Here is a 14644-nt window from a genome sequence, read left to right on the forward strand (position 1 = left end):
GATACATCCTTGAAAGGTGCGCAGGTCAGCGGCGAAACCGTGAAAGTAGATGCGGGCCGCAATTTAACCCTGCAAAGTGAACAAGACCGCAACAACTACGACAGCAAACAGACCAGCGTGAGTGCCAGTGGCAGCTTCACCTTTGGCACCATGACCGGCAGCGGGAGTGTCAGTGCCAGTAAGTCTAAAATTGATTCAGACTACACATCAGTACAGGAACAGACCGGGTTCTTCGCAGGCAAAGGTGGTTTTGATATCACCGTCGGCGAGCACACTCAGCTCAATGGTGCGGTGATTGGCTCAACTGCCACTGCTGATAAAAATAAGTTGGATACTGGCTCGCTCGGCTTCGCGGATCTCGATAATCAGGCCAGTTTTAAAACCTCAACCAGCAGTATGGGCCTGAGTAGCGGCGGCTTTACGGGTAGCAAAGACATTATCAGCAATATGGGCGGAGGCGTCCCCATCGTTGGAGGCAATAGTGGTGATGCCAGTTCGACTACTCATGCTGCGGTTTCGGATGGCACTATCACGGTTCGCGATACCGATAAACAACAGCAAAATGTCGCTGACCTGAGCCGTGACGTCGAACATGCCAACAACGCCCTCTCCCCTATCTTCGATAAAGAGAAAGAGCAAAACCGCCTGCGCGAAATCAATTTGATCGGGGAGATAGGCAATCAGGTTGCGGATATTGCACGCACGCAGGGTAAGATAGCAGAAGAAAAAGCGCTGAAAGATCCGAAAGCGATTCAGGCAGCAAAAGACGCGCTGGCGGAGAAAGGCAATCTGACGCCAACGAATAAGCAGCTAGTCGAGCAGATACGTAATACAGCGTCAGCCAGTTACGGCACCGGCAGTGATTTACAACGGGCGATCCAGGCCGCAACAGCAATCACTCAGGGGCTGACCGGCGGTAACCTCGGTCAGGCGTTAGCGGGCGGCAGCGCGCCGTATCTGGCGCACGAAATCAGTAAATATCTGCCAGCCGATCAGAACCAGACTGCAAACCTGATGGCCCATGCGGTGTTAGGTGCGGTGGTGGGCCATTTTAGCGGCAATGCGACAGTCGGTGCCGTCTCTGCCTTCACGGCAGAAGCCGCCGCACCCGCAATCATCAAGGCTATGGGCTGGGATAAAGACAGTCTCACCGAAAAACAGAAACAAACCGTCAGTGCGCTGGCGACACTGGCCGCCGGGTTGGCGGGTGGGTTAGTTGGTGACAGCAGCAGTAGCGCAGTGGCTGGTGCGCAGGCTGGGAAGAATGCGGTTGAGAATAATACATTATCCTCTAAAGATGAGAAACTGCGTCAGGATGCGAAGTGGTCACTGCCTTATCTGGAAGGTGATAAGAAGGTACAGGCTGAAAAACTGGTCACTGACCTTGACGCGAAAGATAAAGCGTTCGATGCAGCCATAGACGCAGCATGTAAGCATCTGTCATCAGCTCAGTGCAGGGGAATGCGGCAAGAACTGGCCGCGATGGGCAAAAGCTATGATGAACAAATGAATGGCCAGTACATCGGCACTATGGCAAGTGTTTACAAAGAGGGGGCGGAGAAAATCGATGGTCTGATGTGGCAATATGCAACAGCAGACGCTCAAGCTCAGAAAGCCAAAGACATCCAAACTATAGCGAGTAACTGGGGCGTCAGTATCGAGACAGCCTCCGCACTGTATACAGGAATGGCAATAACGCATACCACTGCGGCTATTGGTGGCGCAGTGTATGGGATGAAGACTGAAGTTCCTGTGACAAAAGGTTTGATTCCAACTGGCTCAATAGCTGATGTGAAATCTATAAGTGCAACTGAGGCCAATGCTCCGTTTGTAGCAAAAGGTTGGGGAGCTCCTTATGATTCGGCAACCCAAGTACGAACATTTACTACAGCATCAGATCTTACTTTTGTGCGTGTTTCAACGGTTGATAACCCCGTAGGTGGTTTCTTAGTCCGTGCAGATGAAATTGCAGGTATGACTCCAATCCAGATCCAAAAATATTTAGCCTTACCTAAAATTCCGACGCAAATAGCAAATGTTCTTGTACCAGCAGGAACGAAAATGCAAGTCGGTAAAGTTGCAGCTCAACCTCAGTTCGATGCACCTAATGCGGGTGGGGTTCAGTATCAACTTTTGCAACAGATCCCAACTAGCAGTTTTGGGATACCGAAATCCTTAAAGTAAGAGAGAAATCATGACTAATAATGTGCTAACTGAATACTATTTTTCTGATGGAAATAAAATAATTCTCCTTGATAGGCTAGGAATGGAGAACCTATACGGAAAAATTGAATGTGCGCGAAATATTTATTTATTAGATATGTATGGAGCGACTATTTGGCAAGTGAGTAGTGACTTTGATTTTGAGGGTAATCCTTTCACAAGTCTGACATTATGTGATGATGGTGGAATAATTGCGTATAGATGGGATGGAGGAAATTATACCATTAATGACAAAACTGGGATTGCTACACCAGTTATTTTGATGAAATAGGTTAGGTGTAGTGACCTATGTTTATAAATACTGAGTTGGATACCAGCACACTGGGCGGCGTGGTCCTGTCGGGGCTGGGCAATGATGGGCACGCGGAAGGCACCACCGGATGGCACTATCACCATAAGGGACACGGATAAACAGCAGCAAAATGTCACTGACCTGAGCCGTGATGCTGAACACGCTAACAACGCCCTCTCCCCTTTCTTCGATAAAGAGAAAGAGCAAAACCGCCTGCGCGAAATCAATTTGATTGGGGAAATAGGCAATCTGACGCCGACGAATAAGCAACTAATCGAGCAGATACGTAATACAGCGTCAGCCAGTTACGGCACCGGCAGCGATTTACAACGGGCGATCCAGGCCGCGACAGCGATCACTCAGCAAAACAAACATATCCCTGGCTCAAATGAATACAAGATAGCTTCAGATGCGGGGCTAAATAAAAGTACCTTAACAGCCCAACCAGAAACTTTGCTTTCAAAATTAGGGACAGGACAACAAGTTGGTAAAACCTCCATTGGAACACCAGGTTCTAAGGAGAGAATTAACTATGGTAATATCATAGGGAATTATATAGGTCCACAAACAGGCGTTTCGACACCAACTACAAATGGCATAGTCCATTATGGTAAAAATGGTGTTCATGTCGTTCCTGCGAGACCATCGGAGTAGGTATAATGAAAGATTCAATTGATTTTATTAATTTTTTCAAGCTTTCCATACAAAGGGCTTTGCTTGGGAATATCACACATAATGTCCGTGCAATAATTGCTGAGTTAAGACAAAACGATATCCAACTTTTTTTTACTATGATGGTGAAATACAAGAAAGTGATAAAGAGACTGCTTCAGAAATAGAGTCAGAGATAATAGCTGATTTTGACGACAATTGTAATATTGACTTAAATATAAAGCGTCTTGACTACCCAAAACTAATAAATCATGTTAATGGAATTTGCGTATATCTAAGGAAAGAGTCTTAGTATTAAATTCCGACATTAGCGGGAATACCACGGGGAACTAACGTTAATGAAGGGAGCCAGCTCTGCATGATGCAGACAAGGCAGAAATAGGTGGGACGGGTTCAGGTACACCAGGCGGCTGGGGGCCAGAAGATGAGGAGAATGCAAGGCATAATGAAACTCATAGTACAACTAGCGGTAAGGATTTAAATGCAGAGTTAGTTGGTCGTGAGATTGCTGATGGCCATGCTTTTGAAAAACATGTTATTGAACAAGGTGAGTTCACTGGACTAGGAATTCGAACAAGAGCGCAATTTGCTCAGCATGTAGAAAATGTTGTAAAAAATCCAACGTCAACAAAGGAATTGAGCGGTGGGCGATCAGCTTATTGGGATCAGTCTACTGGCACTGTAGTTATTCGTAATCCTAAAGCACCAGATGGCGGAACTACATTTAGACCCGTAAACGGACGGGGGTATTTTGATAATCTGAGGTAAATAATGGAATTATCAGTAGTGACTAAGCAACAGGCAGAATTGAAGCTTACAAATGATGAGCTATTAATACTAAATTCGGCCCTTAATGAAATTTGTAATGGAATATCTATATCAGAGTTTGATACCAGAATAGGAGCAACTCGAGAAGACGTAACATTATTGCTTGAAAAAATAGGTCAGACTTTAGATGCCATGGCTATCTCAAGTTGAGATATGAAAATCCCTCCCTCAGTTCAAGTTGGTGGGGTTTTACTTTTTAGCCTAAGCAACTTATCTCAGTCCTGATCACCTATCAGTAATAAAAATCATTGCTATCAAGGATTGACCAGTGGCTTGACGGGCGACAGAGCCACTGTGGGCAGTGACCGTGGCTTGACCGTTACGATTCTAAGCAACAAGGTGCAGCTTCACCTTTGGCACCATGACCGGCAGCGGGAGTGTCAGTGCCAGTAAGTCCAAAATTGACTCAGACTACACATCGGTACAGGAACAGACCGGATTCTTTGCGGGCAAAGGCGGCTTTGATATCACGGTCGGCGAGCACACTCAGCTCAACGGTGCGGTGATTGGCTCGACGGCCACTGCCGATAAAAACAAGTTGGATACTGGCTCGCTCGGCTTCTCGGATCTCGATAATCAGGCCAGTTTTAAAACCTCGACCAGCAGCATGGGCCTGAGTAGCGGCGGTTTTACGGGTAGCAAGGACTTTATCAGCAACATGGGCGGGGCATCCCCATCACGGGCGGTAATAGTGGTGATGCCAGTTCCACCACTCATGCTGCGGTTTCGGATGGCACTATCACGGTTCGCGATACCGAGAAACAACAGCAAAATGTCGCTGACCTGAGCCGTGATGTCGAACACGCCAACAACGCCCTCTCCCCTATCTTCGATAAAGAGAAAGAGCAAAACCGCCTGCGCGAAATCAATTTGATCGGGGAGATGGGCAATCTGACGCCGACGAATAAGCAACTGGTCGAGCAGATACGTAATACAGCGTCAGCCAGTTACGGTACCGGCAGTGATTTACAACGGGCGATCCAGGCCGCGACAGCGATCACTCAGGGGCTGACCGGCGGTAACCTCGGTCAGGCGTTAGCGGGCGGCAGTGCGCCGTATCTGGCGCACGAAATTAGCAAATACCTGCCCGCCGATCAGAACCAGACTGCGAACCTGATGGCCCATGCGGTGTTGGGTGCGGTGGTGGGTCACTTCAGCGGCAATGCGACAGTCGGTGCCATCTCTGCCTTCACGGCAGAAGCCGCCGCACCCGCAATCATCAAGGCCATGGGCTGGGATAAAGAAAATTGATAATTAATCTTCTTGTGAGTAATACAGACCCCCGGCCAACTGGCCGGGGGTCTGTATTACTAAGTACTAAATAAAGTTTGTTGTTTCATTGTGACTCACTAAGGCCAATGAAATATTCATAAACTCATAAGAATCCACGCAATTGTGTGGATTTTTTTATTATGTTTCAGATACTCTTATATAAACGCGGCTAAAACCGTCACTGTAGTGCAACATCGTCATGTATTCAGGATGCCAGGCTATTTGGTCACAACGGTTTTATTAGCCAGTTCTACTGCAACATCAATAAATGCCTTTGTTGCCGCAGTCTGCCATGCCCCTCTTCGCTGCAATAATACCGCCGTTCTTCCCAATTCCCAGCCAGTAACAGGCAGTGCTACCAGGTCATTATTTTGTATAGCAATCGTAGCTGGGAGTAAGGTTGAGAGTGATGTCCGGCGGATCACGTCAAGCACAGCACTGATTTCATTCATCTCTATCTGTACCTTAGGGTGCAATCCTACTTGAAGAAAATTGCGATCAATATGCGTACGCGTAGCGTACTCCTGACTGAGAAGGATGAGTTTCTCATTGTTGAGGTCATCAATAGTCACATTTTTTCGCTGTGCCAGGGGATGATGGTTGGCAACTATCAGCGCCAGAGTTTCGATCAATAGGGTCTGTGATTCAATTTCTTTACAATCACCGTTATAAAAGGCAATTCCTGCATCCAAGTCATTATTCAATAACAGACTTTCTATCCTCTCTTGTGACATTTCTTGGACTTGTAAATTAATATTTGGAAAACGTGCATAAAACTCTGCAACCAGCGGTCCGATAAAATAGGAGGTAAAGGTGGGTGTGGCAGCAACACGTAACGACCCTCGGCTCAGATCTTCCACATCATGAATAGCTCGTTTCCCTTCATCTAAAGCCCGGAATGCACGGCGTACATATTGTAGATAGACTTCCCCTGAGTCCGTCAGCCGAATATTGCGCCCACTGCGATCAAACAACTGGGTATCAAGACTTTCTTCCAGCAGTTTGATCTGCTGTGACAAGGCGGGCTGTGATACATGCAGCGCTGCAGCTGCTCTTGTAAACCCTTGGTGCTCTGCAACAGCAAGAAAATAGCGAACGTAACGGACATTCATGGCAATAACCCATAAGATTTTTGAATTGCATGGATTATAAATCAGTCTTTTATCTTATAAAACAAAAGGAATAATCTTCACCGCATCCCATAGCAAGAAAGAGAATCCTCCATGAAAGAGATTATTGACGGTTTCCTGAAATTCCAACGTGACGCATTTCCTGAACGTGCTGAATTATTCAGAAGTCTGGCCACACAACAAAGTCCGAAAACATTGTTCATTTCCTGTTCAGACAGCCGCATGGTGCCAGAACTGGTTACTCAGCGTGAACCCGGTGACCTGTTTGTGATCCGTAATGCCGGCAACATCGTTCCTTCTTACGGCCCGGAACCCGGTGGTATATCAGCCTCTGTAGAATATGCCGTTACGGCACTGAAAGTGACGGATATCGTGATTTGTGGTCATTCTGACTGCGGTGCGATGACCGCGATTGCCAAATGCCATTGCCTGGACCATATGCCTGCCGTCAAGCACTGGTTGCAGTACGCAGATTCAGCAAAAGTAGTGAATGAATCTCGTGAATACAAAAATATACATGATAAAACGATTTCTATGGTTCATGAGAATGTCGTTGCTCAACTGGCCAATATCCAAACTCACCCATCGGTACGCCTCGCTCTTGAGGAAGGCCGTCTGACAATTCATGGTTGGGTGTATGACATCGAAAGTGGTCTGATTTCTGCTTTTGATCGTGCATCTCGCCAATTTGTTTCCCTGGCTGCGAATCCAAATGTTCGTGCCGTTCCTGCTCATAACTGATTAATCTGTAAAAAGAGGTATTACCGTGATTCAGTCACAAATTAACCGCGATGTTCGTCTAATACTGGCAGATCAAATTCTGAACATTAAAGCGAAAAAAGATCTATCGTTTGCCGAGATTGCTGACGAAACGGGTTTATCCGAGGCATTCGTTACTGCTGCACTTTTAGGACAGCATCCGCTGCCAGCAGAAGTTGCACAAATTGTTGGTCAAAAACTAGACCTAGACAGTGATGCCGTCAGACTGCTGCAAACCATCCCGGTACGTGGCAGCATTGACGACCGCATTCCTACCGACCCGACCATGTACCGTTTCTACGAAATGCTGCAAGTTTACAGCACCACTCTGAAAGTCCTGATTCACGAGAAGTTTGGTGACGGCATTATCAGTGCGATCAACTTTAAACTAGATATAAAAAAAGTTGCTGACCCAGACGGAGGTGAGCGCGCAGTCATTACTCTGGACGGGAAATACCTGCCAACTAAACCGTTTTAACTGGTATTGAAACAAACACGGCGGATATTACTATTCGCCGTCCTCATCAAGGAACACGATGTCCTCAAGTCATGATAACGACCATCAACCAGCCATAATGCTGACATCCTGCGATCTTACACAGCGACAAGAAACATTATTTAAACCACCTTTACGCCTCTCAAAGCCAGAGAGGAATCAACCATGAGTCAGGGGAAAAACAATAGTTTGATGCTGCTGGTTCTGGTATTGATTGGCCTGAATATGCGCCCGCTCTTAACTTCTGTTGGCCCGTTACTGCCTCAGCTACAACAAGCTACTGGCATCAGTTTCGGCGTGGCCTCACTGCTTACAGCGCTCCCTGTCGTGGCAATGGGTATCATGGCTCTGACTGGTGGCTGGATAGGCAAATATCTCAATGAGCGCAACAGTGTGGCACTAAGCTTACTGATGATCGCCATTGGCTCTTTGTTACGCGAAAGCGCTCCGCGCAGTAGCCTATTACTCAGTAGCGCACTCCTTGGTGGTATTGGTATCGGTATGATTCAAACTATCATGCCGACGATTATCAAACGTCTGTTTAGCCAGCGTATGCCACAAGTCATCGGCTTATGGTCTGCAACGTTAATGGGGGGCGGCGGCTTGGGAGCAGCCTTGACACCCTGGCTGGCGCAACATAGTTACCACTGGTATCACGCATTGGCTTGGTGGGGATTACCGGCCATCATTGCACTTATTGGTTGGTGGCTACAATGCAACACACTGAATTCAGTCGCGCATACCTCTGCATCTACGTTACCAGTTCGCATACATATCAGCCCGCGGGCGTGGGTATTAGGTTTATATTTCGGCCTAATTAACGGCGGTTACACCAGCTTGATTGCCTGGTTACCACCTTACTATATACAACTCGGCTTCAGTGCTCAGTCTAGTGGTAGTTTACTGGCGTTAATGACACTCGGGCAGACGTTGGGGGCATTAATTCTGCCGATGCTGGCAAATCGTCAGGACAGAAGAGGATTATTGTTATTCACGTTACTACTACAACTCATTGGTTTCTGTGGTTTTATCTGGCTACCACAGCAATTCGCCATACTATGGGCTGTCGTCTGCGGTATTGGGCTTGGTGGGGCATTTCCTTTATGTTTGGTGCTGGCTCTTGACCATTCCCCCCACCACGAGATTACCAGGCGATTGGTGTCCTTTATGCAGGGAATAGGTTTTATTATCGCCGGGCTTTCGCCGTATTTATCCGGTCTGCTGCGAAGTTTGAGTGGAAACTATCTACTCGACTGGATGCTTCATGCTGGGTGCATTATTGGGCTGATAGTGCTGACTTTGCGTTTTACGCCATCGCGCTATCCGCAGCAATGGCGAACCCTCCCCCCCATGAACGAAGAAAAACAGGTTTGATATCAGTAACTATTATTTTGCTTCCTAGAACGCGGCTAACGAAAGTTGCCGTGCTCTATTAAGGAAATCACTGTTACAGCCTTCTCCTGCATCAACTTTTACAGCAAAAGCTCACGCAACAAGAACTTTTTAATTTTACCCGAAGCGGTGCGCGGTAAATGATCCACCAGCTCTAGCCGTTCAGGATATTTATACTTGGCTACCCGCCTGCTGCGGAAGAAGTCAATCATCGCAGCAAAGGTTAAAGGGACGTCAGGGTCACGGAGTACCACATAAGCGCAGGCCCTTTCACCCAACCGCTCATCTGGCATAGCTACCACGCCAACATCCTGCACCAAAGGGTGCAATAGCAGGATCTCTTCTACCTCGCGACTGCTAATATTCTCACCACCACGAACAATAATATCTTTTTTTCTACCGGTTATTTTGATGTATCCCTCTTCATCCATTCGACAAAGATCGCCACTGTAATACCAGCCTTCTTCATCTAATGCTTGAGCAGTCAGTTCCGGTTCCCCCAGATAGCCGACAAAGACATTAGGGCCACGAGAAGCTTCTTCGCCTTCTTCACCATAAGGAATGGTTTTGCGCGCTTTATCGACAACTTTAATTTCGACCCCTAACACCGCAGTGCCATCGGTATTCACCACTCGGGATAGCGGATCATCCAGTTTAACCACTGCATGAGGTGAACTTTCCGTGGCACCATAGACACTCAGCAACTTTATGCCAGCCTGTAAACAGTCGCGGGTAATCTGTTTCGGGATAGTCGTGCCACCACACAAAAAGAAGCGCAGTGAAGAGATATCGTAAGGTTGTTGCTGCACAGTACACAACAGGTCGTAAACAAAGGGCGTCGCACCCATCACGCAGGTGCATTTTTCCCGCGCTAACAATGTCAGGCAGTCGATCGGATTAAAGATATCCAATAGCACACTGCGAGCACCAATAATAAAAGGCGCAGTCACACCATGCAGAAACCCAGTCGCATGCCCCAGCGGGGCGGGCATTAAGATGGTATCCATCCAGTTCAGATTCAACGTCGCACAATAAGCGCGCTCGCTAGCCAGCACATTATTATGTGTGAGCATTACACCTTTAGGGACACCCTCGGTACCAGAAGTAAACAGCACCACCGCCAATTCATCGCCATGAACTTTCACCGGATTTTCCAGTGGAGAATAATCGCGCAACAATTGACTGAGTGATGGTAATGAAGTTGCAGGCGCCAGTTTATCCACCGCCACCACTTGTTGTAGATAGGGAAGCTGGGAACGCAGCGGCGTAATCATCGCCACAGGGTCGGTATTTTTGAACAGGGTTGGGACGAATAAAACACGCGCCTGACTTTTATTCAGAGTCCAGATAAGTTCAGTTTCGCGGTAAGCGGGCAACAAAGGAACCGAGACGGCACCGGTTTTGAGGCAAGCCAGATAGATGAGTGTGAACTCACTCCAGCCCGGCAGTTGAAAAGCCACTCTATCACCGGGTTGAATACCACAATCCAATAAATAAGCAGCAAGGCAAGCCGCAGCCCGATCCAATGCGGCATAAGTATATGATGCCCCTTGATTATCAATGACAGCTATCTTTTCAGGGGCAACTTTAACCGAATGATGCCAGTAATCCGCCAGTGAAGCATCGCCCCAGTAACCCTGCCGCCGATACTCTTCCCTACGTGCATCATTAAGTTTAATTGTGACAGTCATTCTTTTATCTCACTTATTAACAGCAACTGCGCGGTGTCGTGGTATCTGTGATTGTTTTTGTGATGCAGAAAGGTGGCCTACGAATAGGCCAGGTATAAGAACAACCAATGCAGGCGTTAGCCGAAGCGGAACTCAACACCAAAAGTACCCTGCGGATATTCCCATTTTTCCAAAATAGTATCGCCACACAGCACTCGGCAAGTGCCACATTCCAGACATCCGGCATAATCAAAATGAATATTGCCATCACTGTCTTGCTTGTAGAGCCCGGCAGGACAGGCGTTAATCAGTTTGCGGAACTGCTCTCGGTCAGGGTTAGCAACCAGTACAATGTGTGGATTGCTTTCATCCACGCGAAATTTATTAATACCCAGTTTTACATCGACATTGACGGTATTTTTACTGTTCATAGTGCCGTTGCCCCCTTGATTCCGTCCTTCAGCAGATTAATCAGCCCGACCTTTTTGGCCCGGTTTAATATCTTCGAACGTATAGGTTTGCTTGGGCTACCATCAATAATGAACATATCAGCCATAATGTCGGCGACCATGCGAGGGTATTGCGTAAACATCCGCGGGTTCTCCATCATGGCTGGCATCTTGCGAAAATGATGCATATCCTGCATCACAAAGCTTTGCTCCAGTTTTTTCTGGTAGCCCATCAGCCCAGTGGCGGAGAAATCCTGCTGTTTTTTCGCTTCAATGGCGGTCAGTGCGGCAGCTTCTGCCGACGCAATCGCTAAATCCATACCGCGAATGGTATAACCCAGATTTAGGCACAGCCCCGCAGCATCACCGACAATCATCACGCCATCATTCACCAGCGGCGGAATCATCGCTAATCCCCCTTCAGGAACGACATGGGCCGAATATTCCAGTAGCGTACCGCCTTGAATAAGTGGGCGAATAGCCGGATGCTGTTTAAAATCTTCCAACATTTGTGGAACAGTTTTGCTGGCGTGCTCAATGTCAGCGAGCCCGCAAACCAATCCCAGGGAGATTGAATCCCGGTTGGTGTAAAGGAATCCGCCCCCCATCAAACCATTCGAGGGTGAACCTGCAAACAACCACGCGGCCCCCTCACCTGCAGAGAGATTGAAGCGGTCTTCTATTTGAGATGGCGACAGAGCAATCAGCTCTTTAACCCCGACGGCATAATGATGAGGCGAAGGCGGCGGCACCATGCCAATTGAGCGTCCAAGCAGCGAATTAACGCCATCGGCCAAAATGACAATGTTCGCTTCCAACGAATCTTCACCAGCCTGCACACCGGTAACCCGGTTGCCATCACGGAGTAAAGCATCGACTCTGACACCGGGGATAAATTGCACCCCAGCTTCTTCTGCTTTCTCCATTAACCACGGGTCGAACCGATTGCGCAGCACGGTGTAAGAGGCTTTATGTGGAACATCCGGCTGTTCACTATGAAAATCCAGCGTGACGGCGCTTTCATCCGTGAGAAACGAAATCTTTTCTTTAGTGACTTTACGCTCGACCGGTGCCTCTTGTGCAAAGCCCGGCATAATTCTCTCCAGGCTGTGTGCGTAGAGACGCCCTCCCGTCATGTTTTTACTTCCGGCAGTATTCCCGCGCTCAATGACCAGCACATCCAGCCCCGCTTTGGCCATAACATAGCCTGCGATACAACCCGCGACCCCAGCGCCCACGACGATGGCATCAAACTTTTCTTCCGACATTGCTTGACTCCCTACCCCACCATGGTTGCCCCCCTTCTTCGCGGTGCCTCGGTGACACCGTAAAATCAAGGGGCAGACAGTAGCGGAATACTCAGGTGGTTAACGGGATAATTGTTCAATAAGGGCGGGGACCACTTTGTAAATGTCCCCAACCAAGCCATAGTCGGCATATTTGAAAATAGGTGCGTTTTTATCTTTATTGATAGCAATAATAGTTTTCGCACCATTGCCGCCCACCATGTGCTGAATCTGCCCGGAAATACCCAAGGTTAAGTAGAGATCGGATTTCAGCAACACGCCGGAGACCCCGATATAGCGCTCGCGTTCCATCCAGTGTTCACCTTCAGCTATAGGCCGCGAACATCCCACTTCCGCTCCTATCACCGTAGCCAATTCCTGAACCATGCTAAGGTCAGCCTGTGATACCAAACCACGACCAATCCCCACCACACGCTTGGCTTTACTCAGGTCAACGCTGCTTAATGACTTGGTGCGGCGCTCCTTACACAAGATTTCCTGACGAGGAGTCACATAATTTGCCTGATAGACAGTGCAGTCGTGAGATGAGTTGGCCGTAATTGGTTCGACGGCCCCCGGTGCCAACGTGACAATAGCTATCGGTGTAATAATTTTCTCTCGGCCAAAGGCCAGCCCACCATACATCCGGTGCTCAGCGAAGGTGCCTTCATCATTGACTGACAATGAAGTGACATCATTAACCACCGCCGCGTCGAGTAAAACCCCCAACCTGGCTGCCAGTGCTTTGCCACGCTTGGTTGCTGACATCAAGATCAAGGTGACAGGCGTTTGTGCTGCTGTGGGTTTTTCTATTAGAGAAACCAAGGTTTCAGCATAATTCTCTACCCGCTGTAGCGCAGATTGCTCTGCCAAGACATAGAGGACGTCTGCACCTAGCGGTTTAACGAACGGGACGGCTTCAGCGCCTTGAACCAGAACATTAACCTGCTCTCCCCACTGACGCGCTCCCGCTAATAACTCGGCGTAGCGATCAAGATTGTCGCTGAACACCCATACACTCGTTAATTTGCTCATAATCATTTTTCTCCGTATCGGGTTAGTTCAGCACTTTTCTCAAGTGCTCTGCCAATTCAGCAATGGCTTCTGGGGAGTCATTTTCAATAATGATGTGCTTACGTTCAGCTTGCGGTGGTACTTGGACATTGGCCAGTTCGGTATAAGGTTGAGTTGGTGTCCAGTCGATATCACTGGCTTTCCAATGTGTTACCGGTTTTTTCCCAGCGCCAAGAATGGCTTTCATGGTAGGAACTTTAGGAACGTTAATATCCGAAGCCACACAGAGTACCGCTGGAAGTGGTAACTCCAGCACTTCAACTTCCTCTTCCAAAGTACGTTCAATCAGGACTCGTCCATCCATCAGTTGGATACTACTGACGGCATTAACCGTGGGAAGTTGCAGCATTTCACCAACCAATAATCCAACCTGCTGGGCATATAAATCACCGGAACCTTCACCAAATAACAACAGATCAAAACCTATTTTCTTGGCAGCGGTTGCCAAAGCCTGAGCCGTATCTTTGGGCAGTGCCAGCGCCAAAGAAGCATCCTGAAGCAAATACAATTCATGAGGGCCTCGTGATAACACGTCTTTACGCACTTTAGTATTTTCCAGGTATTCCCCCCCCACACTGAGTGCAACTACCTGACCTTCATCACCAGACAGTTGCATCGCCGCTTCAATAGCATTCAAGTCGAATTGGCTTATTTTCGGATCGGCGCGATCAAAATTGAGCTGGTGCTCGGCTGTGACTACAATGTCTTGCTCTTCCGGTACCAACTTAAAACAAGTTATAATTTTCATAGTATTTCCTATTATCTCAAACGGATATATAAGGCTAATGATGATATATTGATACTGAGTCAGAAAAATAACGACATGATAATATGTTTTAGTTACTAACTATCTTGCAAAAAAAACAGCACGGATATATCTGAGCTTTGATTTTTTATATTTAAATCGTGCTCTTATGATATATATAAAGATAAAAAACGATGCATTCGGCATTCGCTCCCTTGAAAATACTGCAAGGCAATATGTGATATTCATCAAGAAAATGCGATGTACGTTTGAGAAAAAAACCTTACTTTTCGTGAAAAAATAAAATTAAACTCGCATTGTGAAAATCATGTATTAATTTTGTATCTTATCAGTCA

15 protein-coding genes and 2 pseudogenes are annotated in these 14644 nt (G+C 47.5%); 11 read left to right on the forward strand and 6 right to left on the reverse strand.

The annotated features are described in order from the left end of the window. From DJ58_RS22135 to DJ58_RS24025, 8 genes and pseudogenes are all read left to right on the forward strand, one after another. Positions 1 to 2184, forward strand: a 2184-nt coding sequence (locus tag DJ58_RS22135; protein WP_211117146.1) for a VENN motif pre-toxin domain-containing protein, incomplete at its 5' end; no start/stop codon positions are given. A gap of 10 nt (positions 2185 to 2194) precedes the next feature. After that, positions 2195 to 2494 carry a hypothetical protein gene (locus DJ58_RS18340; RefSeq protein WP_019081680.1) on the forward strand — a complete coding sequence of 100 codons (300 nt, stop codon included), beginning with the start codon at positions 2195 to 2197 and terminating at the stop codon, positions 2492 to 2494. A gap of 44 nt (positions 2495 to 2538) precedes the next feature. After that, positions 2539 to 2878, forward strand: a pseudogene (locus tag DJ58_RS24080) (hypothetical protein); the annotation flags it as partial. A 36-nt stretch (positions 2879 to 2914) separates the two neighbouring features. Then, positions 2915 to 3169: a polymorphic toxin type 50 domain-containing protein gene (locus tag DJ58_RS24085; RefSeq protein ID WP_425314932.1), complete on the forward strand. Its 255-nt coding sequence runs from the start codon at positions 2915 to 2917 to the stop codon at positions 3167 to 3169. 5 nt (positions 3170 to 3174) lie between these two features. Beyond that, positions 3175 to 3479 (forward strand): annotated as a pseudogene (locus DJ58_RS24185) (MafI2 family immunity protein). Between the two features lie 479 nt (positions 3480 to 3958). Then, entirely contained in the window at positions 3959 to 4165 is a 207-nt protein-coding gene (locus tag DJ58_RS18330) for a hypothetical protein (protein WP_032912293.1), read from the forward strand. Between the two features lie 211 nt (positions 4166 to 4376). Further along, positions 4377 to 4802 (forward strand): hypothetical protein, encoded by a 426-nt coding sequence (locus DJ58_RS24020; RefSeq protein ID WP_004712751.1) that lies wholly within the window; start codon positions 4377 to 4379, stop codon positions 4800 to 4802. Positions 4803 to 4897: 95 nt separating this feature from the next. Then, complete coding sequence (locus tag DJ58_RS24025) at positions 4898 to 5266, forward strand: hypothetical protein (RefSeq protein WP_050504527.1); 369 nt, start codon at positions 4898 to 4900, stop codon at positions 5264 to 5266. Between the two features lie 239 nt (positions 5267 to 5505). Here the strand turns inward: DJ58_RS24025 and cynR are convergent, their stop codons facing one another. Further along, a complete protein-coding gene (cynR, locus tag DJ58_RS18325) occupies positions 5506 to 6399 on the reverse strand; it encodes a transcriptional regulator CynR (protein ID WP_004712297.1) in 894 nt (297 codons plus the stop codon). Between the two features lie 111 nt (positions 6400 to 6510). Here cynR and DJ58_RS18320 point away from each other — a divergent pair, with 111 nt between their 5' ends. The 3 genes from DJ58_RS18320 to DJ58_RS18310 all read left to right on the forward strand — a co-directional run bounded on the left by DJ58_RS18320 (position 6511) and on the right by DJ58_RS18310 (position 9046). Beyond that, complete coding sequence (locus DJ58_RS18320) at positions 6511 to 7158, forward strand: carbonic anhydrase (RefSeq protein WP_004712298.1); 648 nt, start codon at positions 6511 to 6513, stop codon at positions 7156 to 7158. Positions 7159 to 7183: 25 nt separating this feature from the next. Next, positions 7184 to 7654, forward strand: coding sequence for a cyanase (gene cynS / locus DJ58_RS18315; RefSeq protein WP_004712299.1), 471 nt, complete (start codon positions 7184 to 7186; stop codon positions 7652 to 7654). Positions 7655 to 7864: 210 nt separating this feature from the next. After that, positions 7865 to 9046, forward strand: a complete 1182-nt coding sequence (locus DJ58_RS18310; protein WP_138070089.1) for a cyanate transporter — start codon at positions 7865 to 7867, stop codon at positions 9044 to 9046. 98 nt (positions 9047 to 9144) lie between these two features. On the opposite strand, the gene fadK is transcribed toward DJ58_RS18310, so the two are convergent. The 5 genes from fadK to DJ58_RS18285 all read right to left on the reverse strand — a co-directional run bounded on the left by fadK (position 9145) and on the right by DJ58_RS18285 (position 14291). Next, positions 9145 to 10755: a medium-chain fatty-acid--CoA ligase gene (gene fadK / locus DJ58_RS18305; protein ID WP_004712301.1), complete on the reverse strand. Its 1611-nt coding sequence runs from the start codon at positions 10753 to 10755 to the stop codon at positions 9145 to 9147. A gap of 116 nt (positions 10756 to 10871) precedes the next feature. Further along, positions 10872 to 11165 carry a ferredoxin family protein gene (locus tag DJ58_RS18300; RefSeq protein ID WP_032911951.1) on the reverse strand — a complete coding sequence of 98 codons (294 nt, stop codon included), beginning with the start codon at positions 11163 to 11165 and terminating at the stop codon, positions 10872 to 10874. Continuing rightward, the gene (locus DJ58_RS18295) at positions 11162 to 12451 is read right to left on the reverse strand and encodes an FAD-dependent oxidoreductase (RefSeq protein ID WP_004712303.1); all 1290 of its coding nucleotides are present in this window, start codon (positions 12449 to 12451) and stop codon (positions 11162 to 11164) included. The genes DJ58_RS18300 and DJ58_RS18295 overlap by 4 nt, the downstream gene beginning before the upstream one ends. 99 nt (positions 12452 to 12550) lie before the next feature. Then, the gene (locus DJ58_RS18290) at positions 12551 to 13504 is read right to left on the reverse strand and encodes an electron transfer flavoprotein subunit alpha (protein ID WP_032911967.1); all 954 of its coding nucleotides are present in this window, start codon (positions 13502 to 13504) and stop codon (positions 12551 to 12553) included. Positions 13505 to 13526: 22 nt separating this feature from the next. Then, positions 13527 to 14291: an electron transfer flavoprotein gene (locus tag DJ58_RS18285; protein WP_004712305.1), complete on the reverse strand. Its 765-nt coding sequence runs from the start codon at positions 14289 to 14291 to the stop codon at positions 13527 to 13529. Between the last annotated feature and the right edge of the window lie 353 nt (positions 14292 to 14644).

It is taken from the genome of Yersinia frederiksenii ATCC 33641, from assembly GCF_000754805.1.
Lineage (GTDB): Bacteria > Pseudomonadota > Gammaproteobacteria > Enterobacterales > Enterobacteriaceae > Yersinia > Yersinia frederiksenii.

Coding starts and splice junctions, on each gene's coding strand:
- DJ58_RS18340 (WP_019081680.1), top strand. CDS start 2,195: ATGACTAATAATGTGCTAACTGAATACTATTTTTCTGATGGAAATAAA.
- DJ58_RS18330 (WP_032912293.1), top strand. CDS start 3,959: ATGGAATTATCAGTAGTGACTAAGCAACAGGCAGAATTGAAGCTTACA.
- DJ58_RS24020 (WP_004712751.1), top strand. CDS start 4,377: ATGACCGGCAGCGGGAGTGTCAGTGCCAGTAAGTCCAAAATTGACTCA.
- DJ58_RS24025 (WP_050504527.1), top strand. CDS start 4,898: ATGGGCAATCTGACGCCGACGAATAAGCAACTGGTCGAGCAGATACGT.
- cynR (WP_004712297.1), bottom strand. CDS start 6,399: ATGAATGTCCGTTACGTTCGCTATTTTCTTGCTGTTGCAGAGCACCAA.
- DJ58_RS18320 (WP_004712298.1), top strand. CDS start 6,511: ATGAAAGAGATTATTGACGGTTTCCTGAAATTCCAACGTGACGCATTT.
- DJ58_RS18310 (WP_138070089.1), top strand. CDS start 7,865: ATGCTGCTGGTTCTGGTATTGATTGGCCTGAATATGCGCCCGCTCTTA.
- fadK (WP_004712301.1), bottom strand. CDS start 10,755: ATGACTGTCACAATTAAACTTAATGATGCACGTAGGGAAGAGTATCGG.
- DJ58_RS18300 (WP_032911951.1), bottom strand. CDS start 11,165: ATGAACAGTAAAAATACCGTCAATGTCGATGTAAAACTGGGTATTAAT.
- DJ58_RS18295 (WP_004712303.1), bottom strand. CDS start 12,451: ATGTCGGAAGAAAAGTTTGATGCCATCGTCGTGGGCGCTGGGGTCGCG.
- DJ58_RS18290 (WP_032911967.1), bottom strand. CDS start 13,504: ATGAGCAAATTAACGAGTGTATGGGTGTTCAGCGACAATCTTGATCGC.
- DJ58_RS18285 (WP_004712305.1), bottom strand. CDS start 14,291: ATGAAAATTATAACTTGTTTTAAGTTGGTACCGGAAGAGCAAGACATT.